Consider the following 15537-nt stretch of genomic DNA (forward strand, 5'->3'; position numbering starts at 1 on the left):
GCTGCCGCTTGGCGGTTCAGGCGCCCGCCAGCAGACCGGCGAAGCTGCCGGCGTCGAGCGGATGCGACAGCAGGTAGCCCTGCACCTCGTCGCAACCCATGGCGGCCAGGATGTCGAGCTGCGAACTCGACTCGACCCCTTCGGCCACCACGCGCATGCGCAGTTCATGCGCCAGCGCCACCATCGAGCCGACGATGGCGCGTCCTTGCGCGTCCATGTCGAGCCCGCCGATCAGGGTGCGGTCGATCTTCAGGGTGCCCACGCGCAGCCGCTTGAGGTAGCCCAGGCTGGAGTAGCCGCTGCCGAAATCGTCGAGCGCCACATGGATGCCGAGCGCCTGMAGCTCGACCAGGGTCTCGAGCGATTGCGCGATGTCCTTCATCGCGGCGGTCTCGGTGATCTCCAGCGTGACCGCCGACGGCGGGATGTCGTGCTGGTGGATCTGCTCCAGCAGGTATTGCGGGAAATCGCGGCTGGCAAAGCGCAGGCCCGAGACATTGATGGCCACCGGGACGGTCGGGATGCCGGCGTCCTGCCATTGGCGGATCTGCTTGCAGACCGTGGCGATGACCCAGTCGTCGAGCTTGTCGATCTGCCCGGACTGTTCGGCCACGGTGATGAACTCGGCCGGGTTGACCTGCCCCAGCGTGGGGTGGCGCCAGCGGCAGAGCGCCTCGGCGCCCACCACGGTGCGCTGGCGCACGTCGAACTTGGGCTGGTACTGCAGCGAGAGGCCGTCGTCCTGGATCGCCAGCCAGAGGTCGCGCCGGATCACGCGCATGCGCCGGGCGCGCTCGCCGGCCGCGGAATTGAACACGCGCACCTGGTTGGAGCCGCTTTCGCGCGCTTCGCTCAGGCTCACCCGCGCGGCCTGCATCAGGGCTTCGGAGGTCTGKGCGTCGCGCGGRTAGATGGCGATGCCGATGTTSACSCCGATCTGCATCTGCAGCCCGCGGGCGGCGACAAACTCCGCCAGCGAACCCAGCAGGCGCGAACCCAGCTCATTGGCGCGGCCCTGATGCACCAGTTCGGGCACGCCGACGGCAAACTCGTCGCGCGCCAGGCGCGCGAGGAAATCGTGTGGCTCGAGCGCGGCCTGCGCCAGGGCGCCGGCATCCTGGGCCAGGATATCGTCAGCCCGTACCTCGAAGACTTCGTCGACTTCGCGGAAATCGGCGATATGCACCAGCAGCACGGCGCAGCCGGTCTCTTCCAGCCGCGCCTGCGCGATCGACTGGTCGAGCCAGCGCGCAAACGCGGCGCGGTCCGGCAGGTCGGTGCTGACGCTGTACTCGCCGACCGTGCCCTGTCCGCGCGCGGTCGTGCGCACGGTCAGGCGGCCCGGGATGCGGCCCCGGCGGCGCACCGGCATGGCGCCGCCGCTGGACGTGCCCACGGGCGGTTCGTCCGGCATGTCCTCCAGCCCGCCGGCATCGGGCGCGCCGTAGCCATTGGCGCTGGCGAGCCGCCAGCCGCGCAGGTTGGCGCGGCGCAGCCAGAAGAAACCGAGCGGCAACGCCAGCAGCGCGCCCATGGCCAGCCAGGCTGGCTGCATGACGATGCCCGCATCGCCGCACAGGGCGGTGCGGCGCGACGTGTCGCTGCACAAGGTGCTCAGGCGGGCCCCCGCGGCCACCACCACGCCGGCGCCGGCCAGCATGCCCAGCAACGCTCCGGCCCGCAGCATCGGCAGCTTGCGGCGCAGCCAGGGAACCGCCAGCGTCAGCGCGGCGGTCACGGCCAGGGCCGCCGCGGTCTGCGACACCTCGCGCGTCACGCGCAGGCTGCCGGAACCCAGGGCGACCCATAGCGGCAGGCCCACGGAGGCAGGCGACAGCAGCAGGAACGCCCAATGCAGCGTCCTGGCGGGGCCGCGCGCCAGCTCCCGGTCCGGCTTGGCTGGGCGAATGCCCAATCCGACCGCGAGGCCGGAGAGGGCAGCGAGCAGCAGAAGGCTAGCACTCATGTCAATAAGCAAGCTGCGCAAAAATTGGGGGCGAAAATGGCGCGACGAAGAGATCTACGCGGGCGCGAGACCCGCATCATCGCATCACGCGGCCTTCCCCGAAAAGGAAAACGGCTGCAAGCGCACCGCCATGGCTCAGAACGCGCTCCAGTCGTCGCCGCCGGCGCCGGCCCCGAGGGCCTGCGGACGCACCATCGGCGCCACGCGCTGGACCGCCTTGCGCTGTCGCGCAGGCGTGGCAGGCTGGCGCCGGGGCGCGGCTGCCGCAGTCACCGGAACACGCGCAACCGGCGCGCTTGCCCGCGCCACGGACGCCGCGGCGGCCTGGCCGCCGGAGAGCCGGAACACGGACACCACGCCGTCGAGCTTCTGCGCCTKCTCTTCCAGCGCACCCGCCGCGGCCGCTGCCTGCTCGACYAGCGCGGCATTCTGCTGCGTGACCTCGTCCATCTGCGTGACCGCCTGGTTGACCTGCTCGATGCCGCTGGTCTGCTCCTGCGACGCCGCGCTGATCTCGTTCATGATGTCGGTGACGCGCTTGACMGCGTCGACGATCTCGCCCATGGTCTGGCCGGCTTCCGCCACCAGCCGCGTGCCACTTTCGACGCGCTGGCCGGACTCGCTGATCAGGGCCTCGATTTCCTTCGCGGCGGCGGCAGAGCGCTGCGCCAGGCTGCGCACCTCGCCTGCCACCACGGCGAACCCGCGGCCCTGCTCGCCGGCGCGCGCGGCTTCCACCGCGGCATTGAGCGCCAGGATATTGGTCTGGAAGGCAATGCCCTCGATCACGCCGATGATCTCCACCACCTTGCGCGACGAGCCGCTGATCTCGTTCATGGTATCGACCACGCGGCCCACCACGTTGCCGCCCTTGAGGGCGATCTGCGAAGCGTCGCCGGCCAGCACGCCGGCCTGGCGCGCGTTGTCGGCATTCTGGCGCACCACCGTGGTCAGCTCTTCCATGCTGGCGGCGGTCTGCTCCAGCGAGGAGGCCTGCTCCTCGGTGCGCTGGGACAGGTCGAGGTTGCCGGTGGCGATCTGCTTGGTGGCCGAAGCGATCGAATCGGTGCCGCCGCGCACCTGCGACACGATATTCGACAGGCTGTCCTGCATGGCGGACAGCGCCTGCATCATGCGTCCGACTTCGTTGCGCGACACATTGACGATGCGCGAAGTCAGGTCGCCGGCGGCGATGCGTTCGAACACCGACAGCGCCTCCTCCACCGGCCGCACGATGGCCCGGTGCAGGGCCGCCGTGCAAAGCGCGGCCACCAGCAGGCCGGCCACGACCAGCGCGAACGACAGCATGCGCACGCGCTCGAAGCGGGTCTGCGAGACATTGAAGTTGGACTCGCCGGTGCGGATCTGGTACCCCTGCAGGGCTTCATAGGCCGTTGCCATGCTGCGCTGCATATCCGGCAGTTCCTTCTTGGCGATCGTCAGCGCCTGCTCCGCGTTGTTCTCCAGCAGCGCCTTCTGCAGGGGCTTGATGCCCTTTTCCATGAAATCGCGGCGCTTGCGCTCCAGATCATCCGCCAGCGTTTTTTCCTCCGCGCTCTGCGGCAGGCTGGCATAACGCTTCCAGGCAGCTTCGGCGCTGTCGATGAAGACCATCGAGCGGTCCACCGCCACCTTGCCGTCGCCGGGTTCGCCCGGCATCACGCCACGGTCCAGCGCCAGGMGCATGCGGGTGGTGCCAAGCATGGTCTCGCTCAGTGCCTGCGCCGAGGCCAGCTGGTTACCGTAGGTCTCCTGGAGTGCGTCATTGCTGTGCGACATACCGTACAGGCCGGCCGCGCCGACGAGCACGAGCAGTAGCGACAGCACGGCCATTGCGCCGCGCAGCAAGGTTTTGATCTGGATATTGTTATGGAAAGACATGAAGCACCCGATACGGTAAGGAACGCGCGGGGCCTCCTCCGGCCCCGGCCCGGCGGATCGACACCCCTGCGACCCGCTCAGGGCAGATAACGGCGAGCCCGCGAGAATCCTTGAGCAAGGTGCCGTGCGCGGCACGCKGCTCAGCCGCCCCCTCCCGTTTCGACCTGGAACGCCTCGCCTGTGGCAAAAAATGCCCCGCCGGCCAGATAGTGTATCGAACGGCACTCGCTATCCGGAAAATGCCATCGGCCGTTGGAAAATACGGCGKAGTCGGCCCAGGCAGCAACCACCTCGGCAATAAACAAGTCATGGCGCGCGGCATTATGCGGCTCGGGAATCACCCGGCATTCAAGCCATGCCAGGCATCCCGCCAGCAGCGGCGCGGCAATTTCCCGGGCAGGAAATGTCGCCAGGCCTGCGGCYGCGAACTTGTCGGCCTCGCGGCCGGAGTGCGAACCGACCTCCAGCGTGGCGGCGGCCTGCGGCCGCGCCGGAATGTTCAGGGCGAACTCGCCGGACGCGTCCACCAGTTCGCGCGTGAGGGTGCGCGCATCGATGACGACTGCCACCTTGGGCGGCTGGAAATCGAGCGGCATGGCCCAGGAGGCGGCCATCACGTTGCGCCTGGCGCCGTGCGCACTGGTCACCAGCGTCACGGGCCCGTGGTTCAGCAGGCGGTAGGCCTTGGCCAGTTCCACGGGGACAAGGCGTGCGGGGATGTTGGCTGCGGTGTCGGTGAGATCGGATGACATGGCAATGATGATGCGCGGGAGAGCCTGATTTGCAATGAGGCCGCTATTGTTGCAGCAAACGCACTCGCCGGCGTGCGCCAATACGCCGGCGAGGGTTATTTCCGATTGCCCGGCAAAACAATGCAAATGGCCGGCGCGTGGATTTTCCGGCCGCGCAGCGCGACCGCGACAAATCCCGGGTGCACGGTGACCTGCRATTCGCACGGAAGTTCATTAATTGGGCTTCGGCATCGATTTATCAGAATTCTCTTTTCCGCCGGCACGGGCATATGCAGAATCGCCGGGCGCCGTTATAATCGTCTCACTCTCACCMGCTAACCCAGTAAATCGAGGCTCGTAATGGCGACTTATCAGGAAATTGTTCAAAAAATCAGCGAACTCCAAAAGCAGGCCGAGGAAATCAAGGCGCGCKAGCAGGCTTCCGTCATCGCCGATATTCGCGAGAAAATTGAGCAATATGGACTGACCGCCGACGACCTCGGCTTCGGTACCAAGCCGGCCGCCAGCAAGAAGGCCACCCGCAAGGTGCCGGTACGCTACCGCGACAGCGCGGGCAATACCTGGACCGGCCGTGGCAAGCGTCCGGGCTGGCTGACGCAGGCGCTGGCCGCCGGCAAGAATATCGACGACTTCCTGATCGGCTGAGATCKGCTGAGATCGGGGTTTTCCTCGCGCGAAGTAAAACGGCCGGGCTAATGCCCGGCCGTTTTACTTGCTGCCTGAGCAGCGCCAGACCGCTCAGCCGGCGAAACCCAGCGGGTTCATGGACTGCCAGCGCCACGAATCCACGCACATGCGGTCGAGATCGTGCCTGGCGCGCCAGCCGATCAGCGACTGCGCCAGCGCCGGATCCGCATAGCACGCGGCGATATCGCCGGGCCGGCGCGCGACGATCTCGTACGGCACCGGACGCCCGCTGGCGCGCTGGTAGGCCGCCACGACTTCCAGCACGCTGTAGCCCCGGCCGGTACCCAGGTTGACGGTCAGGCACTGCTGCTTGTCGCGCAGGTAGACCAGCGCGGCAAGGTGGCCGTCCGCGAGGTCGCTGACGTGGATGTAGTCCCGCACGCCGGTGCCGTCGCCGGTCTGATAATCGCCGCCATAGACCATCAGCTTCTCGCGTCGGCCGCCGGCCACCTGCGCTACATAAGGCATCAGGTTATTGGGCACGCCACCCGGGTCTTCGCCGATCAGCCCGCTTTCATGCGCACCCACMGGATTGAAATAGCGCAGGTAAGCGATGCGCCATGCCGGGTCKGCGCGCTCCAGGTCGCGCAGGATCTGTTCGCTCATCAGTTTGGTCTGGCCGTAGGGATTGGTGGCCGAGAGCGGGAAGTCCTCGAGGATCGGCACCGTGTGCGGATTGCCATAAACCGTGGCGGACGAGCTGAACACGAGCTGCTTCACGCCGGCCGCGTTCATCGCCGAGCACAGCGTGAGCAGGCCATTGAGATTATTGTCGTAATAATCGAGCGGCTTGCTGACCGATTCCCCCACGGCCTTGAGCGCCGCGAAATGAATCGCCCCCGAGATCCGGTGTTCCGTGAACAAGCGGTCCAGCAGGGCGCGGTCGCGCACGTCGCCTTCCACAAAATGCGGGCGCTGGCCGGTAATCTGCGCCAGCCGCTCGACCACGACGCGATTGCTGTTGCAGAGATTATCCAGGCCGATCACGTGATAGCCGGCCTCGAGCAAGGCAACCCAGGTGTGCGAGGCGATATAACCGGTGGCTCCCGTGAGCAGCAGTGTTTCAGACATGGCGATTCATCGATAAGGTTATGAAAGTGGCTAAAAAGGCGCTGCAGTGGCTCCGGTCGTGCCCGTCGCGCACAAGCTGCCCCGGAAGCCGGACCAAGGCCGGGCCGGCGCCTCGGAAGTGACGGCTAAGCATATCAGGCCAAGTCCGGCGCGCCMGGGGCGGTGGCAGGATTTTGTGCGGGCACAAGGCCGGCACGAGCCTGCCAGGCCTCGAAAGCGGTGCGCAGGCGCCAGCCCGATTCCAGGTCACGCATGCCCAGGCGCTGGGCGACCTCGGCGGGACTCGCGCCGGCCTCGAAGTGCAGSGCGCAGCAGGTATTGCGCAGCGTCTGCGGCGAAGCCCGTTCGCTGCGCTCCGCCAGCACGCCGGCCTCGTCGAGCAGGATCTCCACGCGGCGGTATAGCGAAGCCGCGTGCAGGGGCCGGCCGCTGGGCATTGCCGGGAATACCAGGTCGCCGTGCGTGCCAGAGGCCGCGCGGGTTTCCAGCCACGCCAGCACCGCCGCCCGGGCGAAGGGGAAGACCGGCGCCGCATAGGCGCGCCMGTTGTCGGCGCGCACCAGGCGCAGGACAGAGACATCCGCCTCGATGCTGTCGGTGCGCAGCATGCGCGCTTCGCCGACCTTCAGGCCAGCGCCCAGCAGCACCGCCACCAGCGCGGCGTCGCGCGCGCGTTTCCACTGGGTGGGCGAAGGCATACCGCTGTCCTTGCCGTCCTTGCCATCCGTCAACGGCGACGCGGCCGCCGGAGCAAGCACGCGGGCGATCAGGATGTCCCGCTCGGCGGGCAGCAGGAAGGCCGTGGGATCGTTCTCGCCTTCGGCGAGATGTGCGCGCACGGCCTGGCTGGCGGGGTTGTGCAAGCCATCCTGGAGTTGCKACAGGTGATGGAACACGCGCTCGATGAGGCGCGCGTAGCGGTAGCGGTGGTGCTTGTGCAGGTCCTGCTMGTCCAGGAAGGCGCCGATCTGCTCGGCGGACCAGGCCAGCGGCGCCACGCCGCGCTCGCCCGACCAGCGCAGCAGCTTGCCCCACATGGACCGGTAGACCACGGCGGTGCCCTGGCGAAAGCCGTGGCGGGCAAGCCAGCCGTCGAAGGCGCGCTCCGGCTGGTTGCGCCAGGCGTCGAGGTCCGCATCGAAGAGGGCGGAAGTCAGCCCGTCGGCGCTCATGTTGGTCTTCACGCGCGCTCCTGCGTTGGTTGCGGCAATGGCCGTATTGTAGACAAATCGCCACAAAAGACCGAGCCCCGCGGCGCCCGCAAGCGCGCATCAAGCGCAGCGCACGACGCCTGCGGCGGGCATTTGAGCGGCACTGCCACCGCGCCTTGTTGCATTTGCGCGCCCGGGCTGCTACCTTTCACTGCATTGCTATGCAACTGGTTGCATAGCAAGCTTGCAGACAACGCTGAAGAACGATGCCGAGGCGCCGCGCGCGCCCTTGGCCAACCCGGAGAAGACACCGTGAACCAAGCAGCCCTGAGCACAGCGGCGCAAGCCTCGCTGGCCACCTGGCATCGGATGATCGCCACCCATTCGATGGCCGAGCTGGACAGCATCGTCGCCGACGATGTCGTGTTTCATTCGCCGGTGGCGCACACGCCCTACCCGGGACGCGTCGCGCTGCGCATGGTGCTGGAGACCGTGAACCAGGTCTTCCAGGACTTCCGCTACCACCGCTGCTTCGTCAGCGACGACGGCCACAGCGTGGTGCTGGAGTTCAGCGCCAAGGTGGACGGCAAGTCCGTCAAGGCCATCGACATGATCCGTTTCAACGCGGACGGCAAGATCGACGACTTCGAAGTCATGGTGCGCCCCAAGAGCGGCCTCGACGCGCTTGCCGCCGCCATGGGCGCGCGCCTGGCCAGCCAGAAGGCAGCCCTGCAAGGCGCCTGACGCGCCGGACCCGCGCCGCTTGCCGCCGCATTCCTTCAATTCCGGATTCTTTCCGCTCCGCTCCACTGACCTAACCTTGCGCTGATCGCCATGTCCCTTCCCGCCATCCTCCAGAACCGCCTTTCCCTGCCGGTGGTGTGCTCGCCGCTGTTCATCATCTCCAACCCCGACCTGGTCATCGCCCAGTGCAAGGCCGGCGTGGTGGGCTCCTTCCCCGCGCTGAACGCACGCCCGGGCCCGGTGCTCAACGACTGGCTGGACCGCATCACCACCGAACTGGCCGAGCATGACGCCAGGCACCCCGACYGGCCGTCGGCACCGTTCGCGGTCAACCAGATCGTGCACAAGTCGAACGACCGCCTGGACCACGACCTGGAACTGTGCGTGCGCTACAAGGTGCCCATCGTCATCACCTCGCTGGGCGCGCGCAAGGAAGTCAACGACGCCGTGCATTCCTATGGCGGCATCGTGCTGCATGACATCATCAACAACGCTTTCGCGCGCAAGGCCATCGAGAAAGGCGCGGACGGCCTGATCGCGGTGGCAGCCGGCGCCGGCGGCCATGCCGGCGTCCTGTCGCCGTTCGCACTGCTGCATGAGATCCGCGAGTGGTTCGACGGCCCGCTGCTGCTGTCGGGCGCCATCGCCAGCGGCGACGGCATCCTCGCGGCGCAGGCCGCGGGCGCGGACCTGGCCTACGTGGGCTCGGCCTTCATCGCCACMGAGGAAGCCAACGCGCAGTCCGGCTACAAGCAGATGATCGTGGACAGCAGCGCGTCCGACATCGTCTACTCGAACCTGTTCACCGGCGTGCATGGCAACTACCTGCGCCAGAGCATCGTCAATGCGGGGCTCGATCCGGAAGGCCTGCCGCAATCGGATCCGTCCAAGATGAACTTCGGTTCGGGCAGCGCCAAGKCATGGAAGGACATCTGGGGCGCCGGCCAGGGCGTGGGCGCGATCAAGCGCGTGGTGCCTGCCGCCGAGCTGGTGCGCCGCTTCGCCGAGGAATACGCGCTCGCGCGCCGCCGGCTCGGCCTGGCCCCGCAAACGGCGCCCGCCACGACCGCGGCCGACCTGGCCTGATCCGTTGTCACCGCGCGGCCCCGGCGCCTTGCGCGCCGGGCCGCGCGCGCCCTCTCAGGCMGCGCCGCCCTGCTCCAGCAGCGGCAGCAGTTCCTCGGCCCACTCCACCCAGCCCTCTTCGTAGCGGATGCCACGCTTGAGCAGCGCATGCTGCAACTGCTGCGCGCGCGTCGGCTCGGCGTCGGAAAAGTCGCGCGCTTCGATCTTGCGATAAGTGTCCAGGCGCTCGCGGTGCAAGCCGATCAGGCGCGCCATTTCAGGCGCCAGCCCAAGCGGGCCGATCACCGCGTCCGCCCGCAGCTTCACCAGGATCTCGTCGCGCTGGTCGAGCCCGGCGGTTGGCGCCAGCACCCAGCGCGCCAGTTCGTCGCGCCCCGGCGGCAGCACGAAATACACCTTCTTGCGGTTGCGCGCGTCGCCCTCGCCTTCCTCCGCGGCGATCCAGCCGCTTTCCGCCATGCGGCCCAGCTCGCGGTAGATCTGCTGGTGCGTGGCATGCCAGAAATAGCCGATCGAACGGTCGAAACGGCGTGCCAGCTCGTAGCCGGAGGACGGCTTTTCCAGCAGGGAAGTCAGGAGTGCGTGCTGAACGGACATGCAAGAAGGCGTGACGTGGAGGCGGTCCGGCAATATGAAGCCGGCGAGCCGCATGGCCGGGATGGCGAGCGCGTATGGTAGCGCATAGCCGCTCGCGCGCAGACTCCGCCGCCGGCCGCCGGGCCGGATCGATGCCAGCCAGCCTCAATGCCGCGCAATCCAGGCCGTTAATTGCATGGCCTATGACAAATTGAAGCAAAGATCGGACCAGAGTTAAATAATGCGAAATGGCATTTTCCGATCGACTGCAATACATTTGCAGACATAGTCATCTTTTGCATGCCTGGGACCGCTATTCGGCCGCGGCGCATGGCATGCGAATCCATCGATCAGGAGTGGTCCATGCAAGGACAAGCAGATTTCGCCGAAGACCGGGATGTCCCGTGGGAAGCCGACGCCGCCAGGCCGGCGGCACAGCCTCCACCGGCAGCATCCACACCCGTGTACTACCGCCTGCCGGATACGCCCGAAGGCCACCACATCAAGGAATATGCCAGCGGCTTGCGGCAGCTGGTGCGCTTTGTCGGCGTTGAAGAACAGGTCGTCAAATACAGCCTCGTCTGAGATACAGCCTCATCTGGGGCATGCGTCCCTGACGCTCTTCTGTTGTTTGTTGTCTCCTCCTGCCCAGATCATGGGCCGGAATTAAGCCCGCGCTGCCCGCGGGCTTTTTTTCGTCCTGCTGCCGGGCATCGGGCGCGCACAAATGACAAACCCGCGGCGGGGACTGTTGTCCCCGACCGCGGGCTGGACAAACGGCAGGACAGCTGGCGGATCAGTCCACCGTCGCGCCGGAAGCCTTCACCACCTTGGCCCACTTGGCGGTCTCGGCGCTCATGAACGCGGCCAGTTGCGCCGGCTTCTCCGGATGCGGCTCCGCACCCTGGTCCGCCATCTGCTTCTTCACTTCCGGCATCGCCAGGATCTTCACCACTTCGGCGTTGAGGCGGTCGACGATCGGTTGCGGCGTGCCGGCCGTGGCGTACAGCGCAAACGAGGAAGTGGCTTCATAGCCCGGCACCCCGGATTCGGCCACGGTCGGCACGTTCGGCAGGGCCGGCGAGCGCTTGGCCGAGGTCACGGCGATGGCGCGCAGCTTGCCAGCCTTCACGTGCGGGTACGACGACGGCATGTTGTCGAACATCAGGCCGATCTGGTTGCCCAGCAGGTCGTTGACCGCGGGGGCGCTGCCCTTGTACGGCACGTGCTGGATGTGCAGGTTGGTCATCGAGTTGAACAGCTCGMCCGACAGGTGCATCGACGAACCGCTGCCCGACGAACCGTACGACAGCTTGTCCGGGTTGGCCTTGACGTAGGCGATCAGTTCCTTGATGTTGTTGACCGGCACCTTGGGATTGACCACCACGAGGTTCGGCACCATGGCCACGCGCGAGATCGGCGCGAAATTCTTGACCGGGTCGTACGGCAGCTTGGAGTACAGCGACTGGTTGATGGCGTGGGTACCGATGGTGCCCATGAACAGCGTGTAGCCGTCGCCAGGCGCCTTGGCCGCCAGCGATGCGCCGATATTGCCGCCAGCKCCCGGACGGTTGTCGATCACCACGGGCTGGCCGAGCGCCTTGCCCAGTTGCAGGCCGACGATGCGGGCCAGGATGTCGGTGGTACCGCCTGCCGAGAACGGCACGATCAGGGTGATCGGCTTGGTCGGGTAGGTGCCTTGGGCGAAGGCGCTGCCGGTCACGCCGGCGAAGGTCGCTGCCAGCGCCACGCCAGCAGCCAGCAGGCGCCGGCGCGTATTGGCGTGCGGGGTGCGTGCTTGGGAATCGGATTTCATGTTTGCTCCAGGATAAATCGCTTATCGGCCCGCGCTCGTGGCCCGGGCCGTCATTTTAGTTATTGACTGATGAACTGCTTCGGCGTGATGACGCCGCGGCACCTTGGCCGCGCCCACGCCCCGGGCTTACACGGGGGCGACGCCAAGCGTGGTGCCACCACAAACGTAGAGTACCTGGCCGGTCACGAACCCGTTCTCCGGCGAGAGGAAGAACATCGAAGCGCGCGCGACGTCTTCCGGCGTGCCCATGCGCTTGACCGCGATGCTGGCCAGGATGCGCTTGGTCTGCTCGCTGCCGTCCGGGTTGCTGTTGCGAAACAGCTCGGTGGCGATCGGGCCCGGCGCCACGGCGTTGACGGTGATGCCGTCGCCGCCCAGTTCCATGGCCAGCGTGCGGGTCATGCCGATCAGGCCGGCCTTGGTGGCGGAATACACCACGCGCTCGGGCTTGCCCAGCGCGGCACGCGACGCCATGTTGACGATGCGGCCGAAACCCGCCGCGCGCATCGCGGGCAGGCAGGCCTGGGTCAGCAGCATGGTGGCCTGCAGGTGCAGCCCGACCACGTAGTTGAGGTCTTCGACGCGGGCGGTGTCGGCAGTGCCGGGGCGCGTGGCGCCGGCATTGTTGACCAGCCGCGTGACGGCGAAGCGCGAGACCACCTGCTCGGCCACGGCGCGGGTCGCGGCGGCGTCGGTCAGGTCAGCCTGKAAGAAGGTCATGTTCGGGTGGGACCAGGCGGGGGCGACATAGTCGACATTGACCACCTGGGTCACGCCGTCGGCCAGCAGCATCTCGCTGATGGCGCGGCCGATACCGGAACTTGCGCCGGTAACGAGCGTGGCAACGGGAAGAGACATCGTTTGCTCCGACCGGCGCAAACCTGCGCCGGGTCATGCCAAAAGGGGATGCGACGAGAGCCGGCGAGCCAGTCGGCCCTGTCGCATTGCTTCTTGCGTTGGGAAACGTCATCAGCCTGTACATCCAGCCCAGGCTGGCGGTAGGACGGTGTTCTTTAGCGCCGCGCGCCCGCGGACCGGAGTCCCTGGTACATGGCGGTGGTGACCAGGCGGGCGCCGCTCATGCCGAGCGGGTGGCCCAGCGCGATCGCGCCGCCGTTGGGATTGACGCGCTCGTCGTTGTCGGCCACGCCCAGTTCGCGCAGCACGGCCAGGCCTTGCGCGGCGAACGCTTCGTTCAGCTCGATCACGTCGATCTGGTCGATGGTCATGCCGAGCTGCTTGAGCAGCTTCTGGGTGGCCGGCGCCGGGCCGATGCCCATCACGCGCGGCGCCACGCCGGCGGTGGCCATGCCGACGATGCGTGCCTTCGGGGTCAGGCCATGCTGCTTGGCGGCAGCTTCGCTGGCCAGCAGGATGGCGCAGGCGCCGTCGTTGACGCCCGAGGCGTTGCCGGCGGTCACGGTGCCGTCGGCGCGGACCACGCCGCGCAGCTTGGCCAGCGCTTCCATGCTGGTGGCGCGCGGGTGCTCGTCACGGTCCACCACGAGCGGGTCGCCCTTCTTCTGGGCGATCGTCACGGCGGTGATTTCCTGCGCCAGCGTGCCGTTGGCCTGCGCGCGCGAGGCCTTTTCCTGGCTGCGCATGGCCATCAGGTCCTGGTCTTCGCGGCTGATCTTGTAGTCGGTGGCGACGTTCTCGGCGGTCTCGGGCATCGAGTCCACGCCGTAGGCCGCGCGCATGGCCGGGTTGATGAAGCGCCAGCCGATGGTGGTGTCGAAGATCTGCGCGTCGCGCGAGAACGCGCTGGTGGCCTTGCCCATCACGAACGGGGCGCGGCTCATGCTTTCCACGCCGCCGGCGAGCATCAGGCCGGCTTCGCCGGACTTGATGGCGCGCGCGGCGGTGCCGGTGGCGTCCATGCCGGAGCCGCACAGGCGGTTGATGGTGGCGCCCGGTACGCTTTGCGGCAGGCCGGCCAGCAGCAGCGACATGCGCGCCACGTTGCGGTTGTCTTCGCCGGCCTGGTTGGCGTTGCCGTAGATGACGTCATCGATGGCGGACCAGTCCAGGTTCGGGTTGCGCGCCATCAGCGCCTTGAGCGGCACCGCGCCCAGGTCGTCCGCGCGCACCGCGGACAGGCTGCCGCCGTAGCGGCCGATGGGGGTGCGGATGGCGTCGCAGATAAAGGCTTCGGTCATGTTGTCTCTCTCTTGCTTGTATGTGAAAGCGTGGTGCGGATGGCGCTTGCCGGTCAGGCGGCGGCCTGCTTGAGCGGCACGCCGGTTACGCCCTGCAGTTCCTCGAAGGACAGGCCTTCGACGAGGTCGCGGGCCACCAGCCCTTCGGGCGTGACGTCGATGGTGGCCAGGTCCGTGTAGATGCGCGTGACGCAGGTCATGCCGGTGAGCGGGTACGTGCATTGCGGCACGATCTTGCTTTCACCCTGCTTGGTCTGGTGCTCCATCATCACGAACACTTGCTTGGCCCCGATGGCCAGGTCCATGGCACCACCCACGGCCGGGATCGCGCCGGGCGCGCCGGTGTGCCAGTTGGCCAGGTCGCCCTTCTCGGACACCTGGAAGGCGCCCAGCACGCAGAAGTCGAGGTGGCCGCCGCGCATCATGGCGAAGGAGTCGGCATGGTGGAAATACGAGCCGCCGGCCTTGACCGTGACCGGCTGCTTGCCGGCGTTGATCAGGTCGCCGTCTTCCTCGCCGGCGGGGGGCGCCTTGCCCATGCCGAGCAGGCCGTTCTCGCTGTGCAGCAGGATTTCACGGTCGGCCGGCAGGTGATTGCCGACCAGGGTGGGCAGGCCGATGCCGAGGTTGACCACGGCACCGTCGGGAATGTCTTTGGCCACGCGKGCGGCCATCTGATCGCGGGTCAGGCGTTGCATGTTCTGGATCTCCTTGTCGCTCAGACGGGGGTCTTGCCGGCGTCGATCTTGACGACGCGCTTGACGAACAGGCCCGGGGTCACGATGTGCTCCGGGTCCAGTTCGCCGAGTTCGACGATCTCGCTGACTTGCACGATGGGGCAATTGGCAGCCATCGCCATGATCGGGCCGAAGTTGCGCGCGGTCTTGCGGTAGGTCAGGTTGCCCCAGCGGTCGGCGCGCTGCGCCTTGATCAGGGCGAAATCGGCGTGGATGGGCTTTTCGAACACATAGCCCTGGCCGTCGATGATGCGGGTTTCCTTGCCCTCGGCCAGCGGCGTGCCGTAGGCGGTGCGGGTGAAGAAACCGCCGATGCCGGCGCCGGCGGCGCGGATGCGCTCGGCCAGGTTGCCCTGCGGCACCAGTTCCAGCTCGATCTCGCCGGCGTGGTAGAGCGAATCGAACACGTAGGAATCGGCCTGGCGCGGGAACGAGCAGATGATCTTGCGCACGCGCTTGGCCTTGAGCAGCGCGGCCAGCCCCGTGTCGCCGTTGCCGGCGTTGTTGTTGACGATGGTCAGGTCGCGCGCGCCCTGGGCGATGAGGGCGTCGATGAGCTGTGCCGGCATGCCGGCCATGCCGAAGCCGCCGATCAGGATGGTGGCGCCGTCGTGGATGTCGGCCATGGCCGCTTCCACCGAGTCGAATAGCTTGTTGATCACTTGCGTTCCAGTTCCGAAAGCCCGGACGAACTACCCGGGACCGGCCGCCAAGGAGGGAACATCAGGCGGCGCAGGAAACGCTGTCTCCGGACAGTCCTGCCGGAAGGGCCATCCGGCCCGCCCGCCCCGCGATTGCCGCAGGAGCGTGCTGCCGGACACGAATCCAACAGAATTTGGTTTTTCTTATTATTCTGGTTTGTTCTAATTGCGAACCTCAATTCGCACAATGAACAGATTACACCCCCGCTC

15 protein-coding genes are annotated in these 15537 nt (G+C 67.3%); 4 read left to right on the plus strand and 11 right to left on the minus strand.

The features are described from left to right. Positions 1-16 precede the first annotated feature (16 nt). From AC1DKV_RS27685 to AC1DKV_RS27695, 3 genes are all read right to left on the minus strand, one after another. Complete coding sequence (locus AC1DKV_RS27685) at positions 17-1966, minus strand: putative bifunctional diguanylate cyclase/phosphodiesterase (RefSeq protein WP_441650213.1); 1950 nt, start codon at positions 1964-1966, stop codon at positions 17-19. 135 nt (positions 1967-2101) lie between these two features. Next, positions 2102-3847 (minus strand): methyl-accepting chemotaxis protein, encoded by a 1746-nt coding sequence (locus AC1DKV_RS27690; protein WP_477138412.1) that lies wholly within the window; start codon positions 3845-3847, stop codon positions 2102-2104. Positions 3848-3987: 140 nt separating this feature from the next. After that, positions 3988-4599 carry a flavin reductase family protein gene (locus tag AC1DKV_RS27695; RefSeq protein ID WP_477138433.1) on the minus strand — a complete coding sequence of 204 codons (612 nt, stop codon included), beginning with the start codon at positions 4597-4599 and terminating at the stop codon, positions 3988-3990. A gap of 339 nt (positions 4600-4938) precedes the next feature. Between AC1DKV_RS27695 and AC1DKV_RS27700 the strand changes: the two genes are divergently transcribed. Further along, positions 4939-5244: an H-NS histone family protein gene (locus AC1DKV_RS27700; RefSeq protein ID WP_477138413.1), complete on the plus strand. Its 306-nt coding sequence runs from the start codon at positions 4939-4941 to the stop codon at positions 5242-5244. Positions 5245-5337: 93 nt separating this feature from the next. Here AC1DKV_RS27700 and galE read toward each other — a convergent pair whose 3' ends face one another. Together galE and AC1DKV_RS27710 are read right to left on the minus strand one after the other, a co-directional pair. Continuing rightward, positions 5338-6357 carry a UDP-glucose 4-epimerase GalE gene (gene galE, locus AC1DKV_RS27705; RefSeq protein WP_441621909.1) on the minus strand — a complete coding sequence of 340 codons (1020 nt, stop codon included), beginning with the start codon at positions 6355-6357 and terminating at the stop codon, positions 5338-5340. 134 nt (positions 6358-6491) lie between these two features. Further along, positions 6492-7529 (minus strand): tyrosine-type recombinase/integrase, encoded by a 1038-nt coding sequence (locus tag AC1DKV_RS27710; RefSeq protein WP_477138434.1) that lies wholly within the window; start codon positions 7527-7529, stop codon positions 6492-6494. 348 nt (positions 7530-7877) lie between these two features. Between AC1DKV_RS27710 and AC1DKV_RS27715 the strand changes: the two genes are divergently transcribed. Next, the gene (locus AC1DKV_RS27715; protein ID WP_441622005.1) at positions 7878-8252 is read left to right on the plus strand and encodes a nuclear transport factor 2 family protein; all 375 of its coding nucleotides are present in this window, start codon (positions 7878-7880) and stop codon (positions 8250-8252) included. 90 nt (positions 8253-8342) lie between these two features. Further along, positions 8343-9338: an NAD(P)H-dependent flavin oxidoreductase gene (locus AC1DKV_RS27720; RefSeq protein WP_477138414.1), complete on the plus strand. Its 996-nt coding sequence runs from the start codon at positions 8343-8345 to the stop codon at positions 9336-9338. 54 nt (positions 9339-9392) lie between these two features. Here the strand turns inward: AC1DKV_RS27720 and AC1DKV_RS27725 are convergent, their stop codons facing one another. After that, the gene (locus tag AC1DKV_RS27725; protein WP_477138415.1) at positions 9393-9935 is read right to left on the minus strand and encodes a PadR family transcriptional regulator; all 543 of its coding nucleotides are present in this window, start codon (positions 9933-9935) and stop codon (positions 9393-9395) included. Positions 9936-10277: 342 nt separating this feature from the next. On the opposite strand from AC1DKV_RS27725, the gene AC1DKV_RS27730 reads away from it, so the two are divergent. After that, a complete protein-coding gene (locus tag AC1DKV_RS27730) occupies positions 10278-10499 on the plus strand; it encodes a hypothetical protein (RefSeq protein WP_441621903.1) in 222 nt (73 codons plus the stop codon). A 211-nt stretch (positions 10500-10710) separates the two neighbouring features. Here the strand turns inward: AC1DKV_RS27730 and AC1DKV_RS27735 are convergent, their stop codons facing one another. The 5 genes from AC1DKV_RS27735 to AC1DKV_RS27755 form a co-directional block, all read right to left on the minus strand. Then, positions 10711-11730 (minus strand): Bug family tripartite tricarboxylate transporter substrate binding protein, encoded by a 1020-nt coding sequence (locus tag AC1DKV_RS27735; protein ID WP_477138416.1) that lies wholly within the window; start codon positions 11728-11730, stop codon positions 10711-10713. A gap of 126 nt (positions 11731-11856) precedes the next feature. Then, positions 11857-12588, minus strand: a complete 732-nt coding sequence (locus AC1DKV_RS27740) for an SDR family NAD(P)-dependent oxidoreductase (protein ID WP_477138417.1) — start codon at positions 12586-12588, stop codon at positions 11857-11859. A 155-nt stretch (positions 12589-12743) separates the two neighbouring features. Further along, a complete protein-coding gene (gene pcaF / locus AC1DKV_RS27745) occupies positions 12744-13889 on the minus strand; it encodes a 3-oxoadipyl-CoA thiolase (RefSeq protein ID WP_477138418.1) in 1146 nt (381 codons plus the stop codon). A 53-nt stretch (positions 13890-13942) separates the two neighbouring features. Beyond that, positions 13943-14587, minus strand: a complete 645-nt coding sequence (locus AC1DKV_RS27750) for a 3-oxoacid CoA-transferase subunit B (RefSeq protein ID WP_441621895.1) — start codon at positions 14585-14587, stop codon at positions 13943-13945. Between the two features lie 20 nt (positions 14588-14607). Then, positions 14608-15288 (minus strand): 3-oxoacid CoA-transferase subunit A, encoded by a 681-nt coding sequence (locus AC1DKV_RS27755; RefSeq protein WP_441621893.1) that lies wholly within the window; start codon positions 15286-15288, stop codon positions 14608-14610. Between the last annotated feature and the right edge of the window lie 249 nt (positions 15289-15537).

It is taken from the genome of Cupriavidus sp. 05T41 (genome assembly GCF_056396525.1).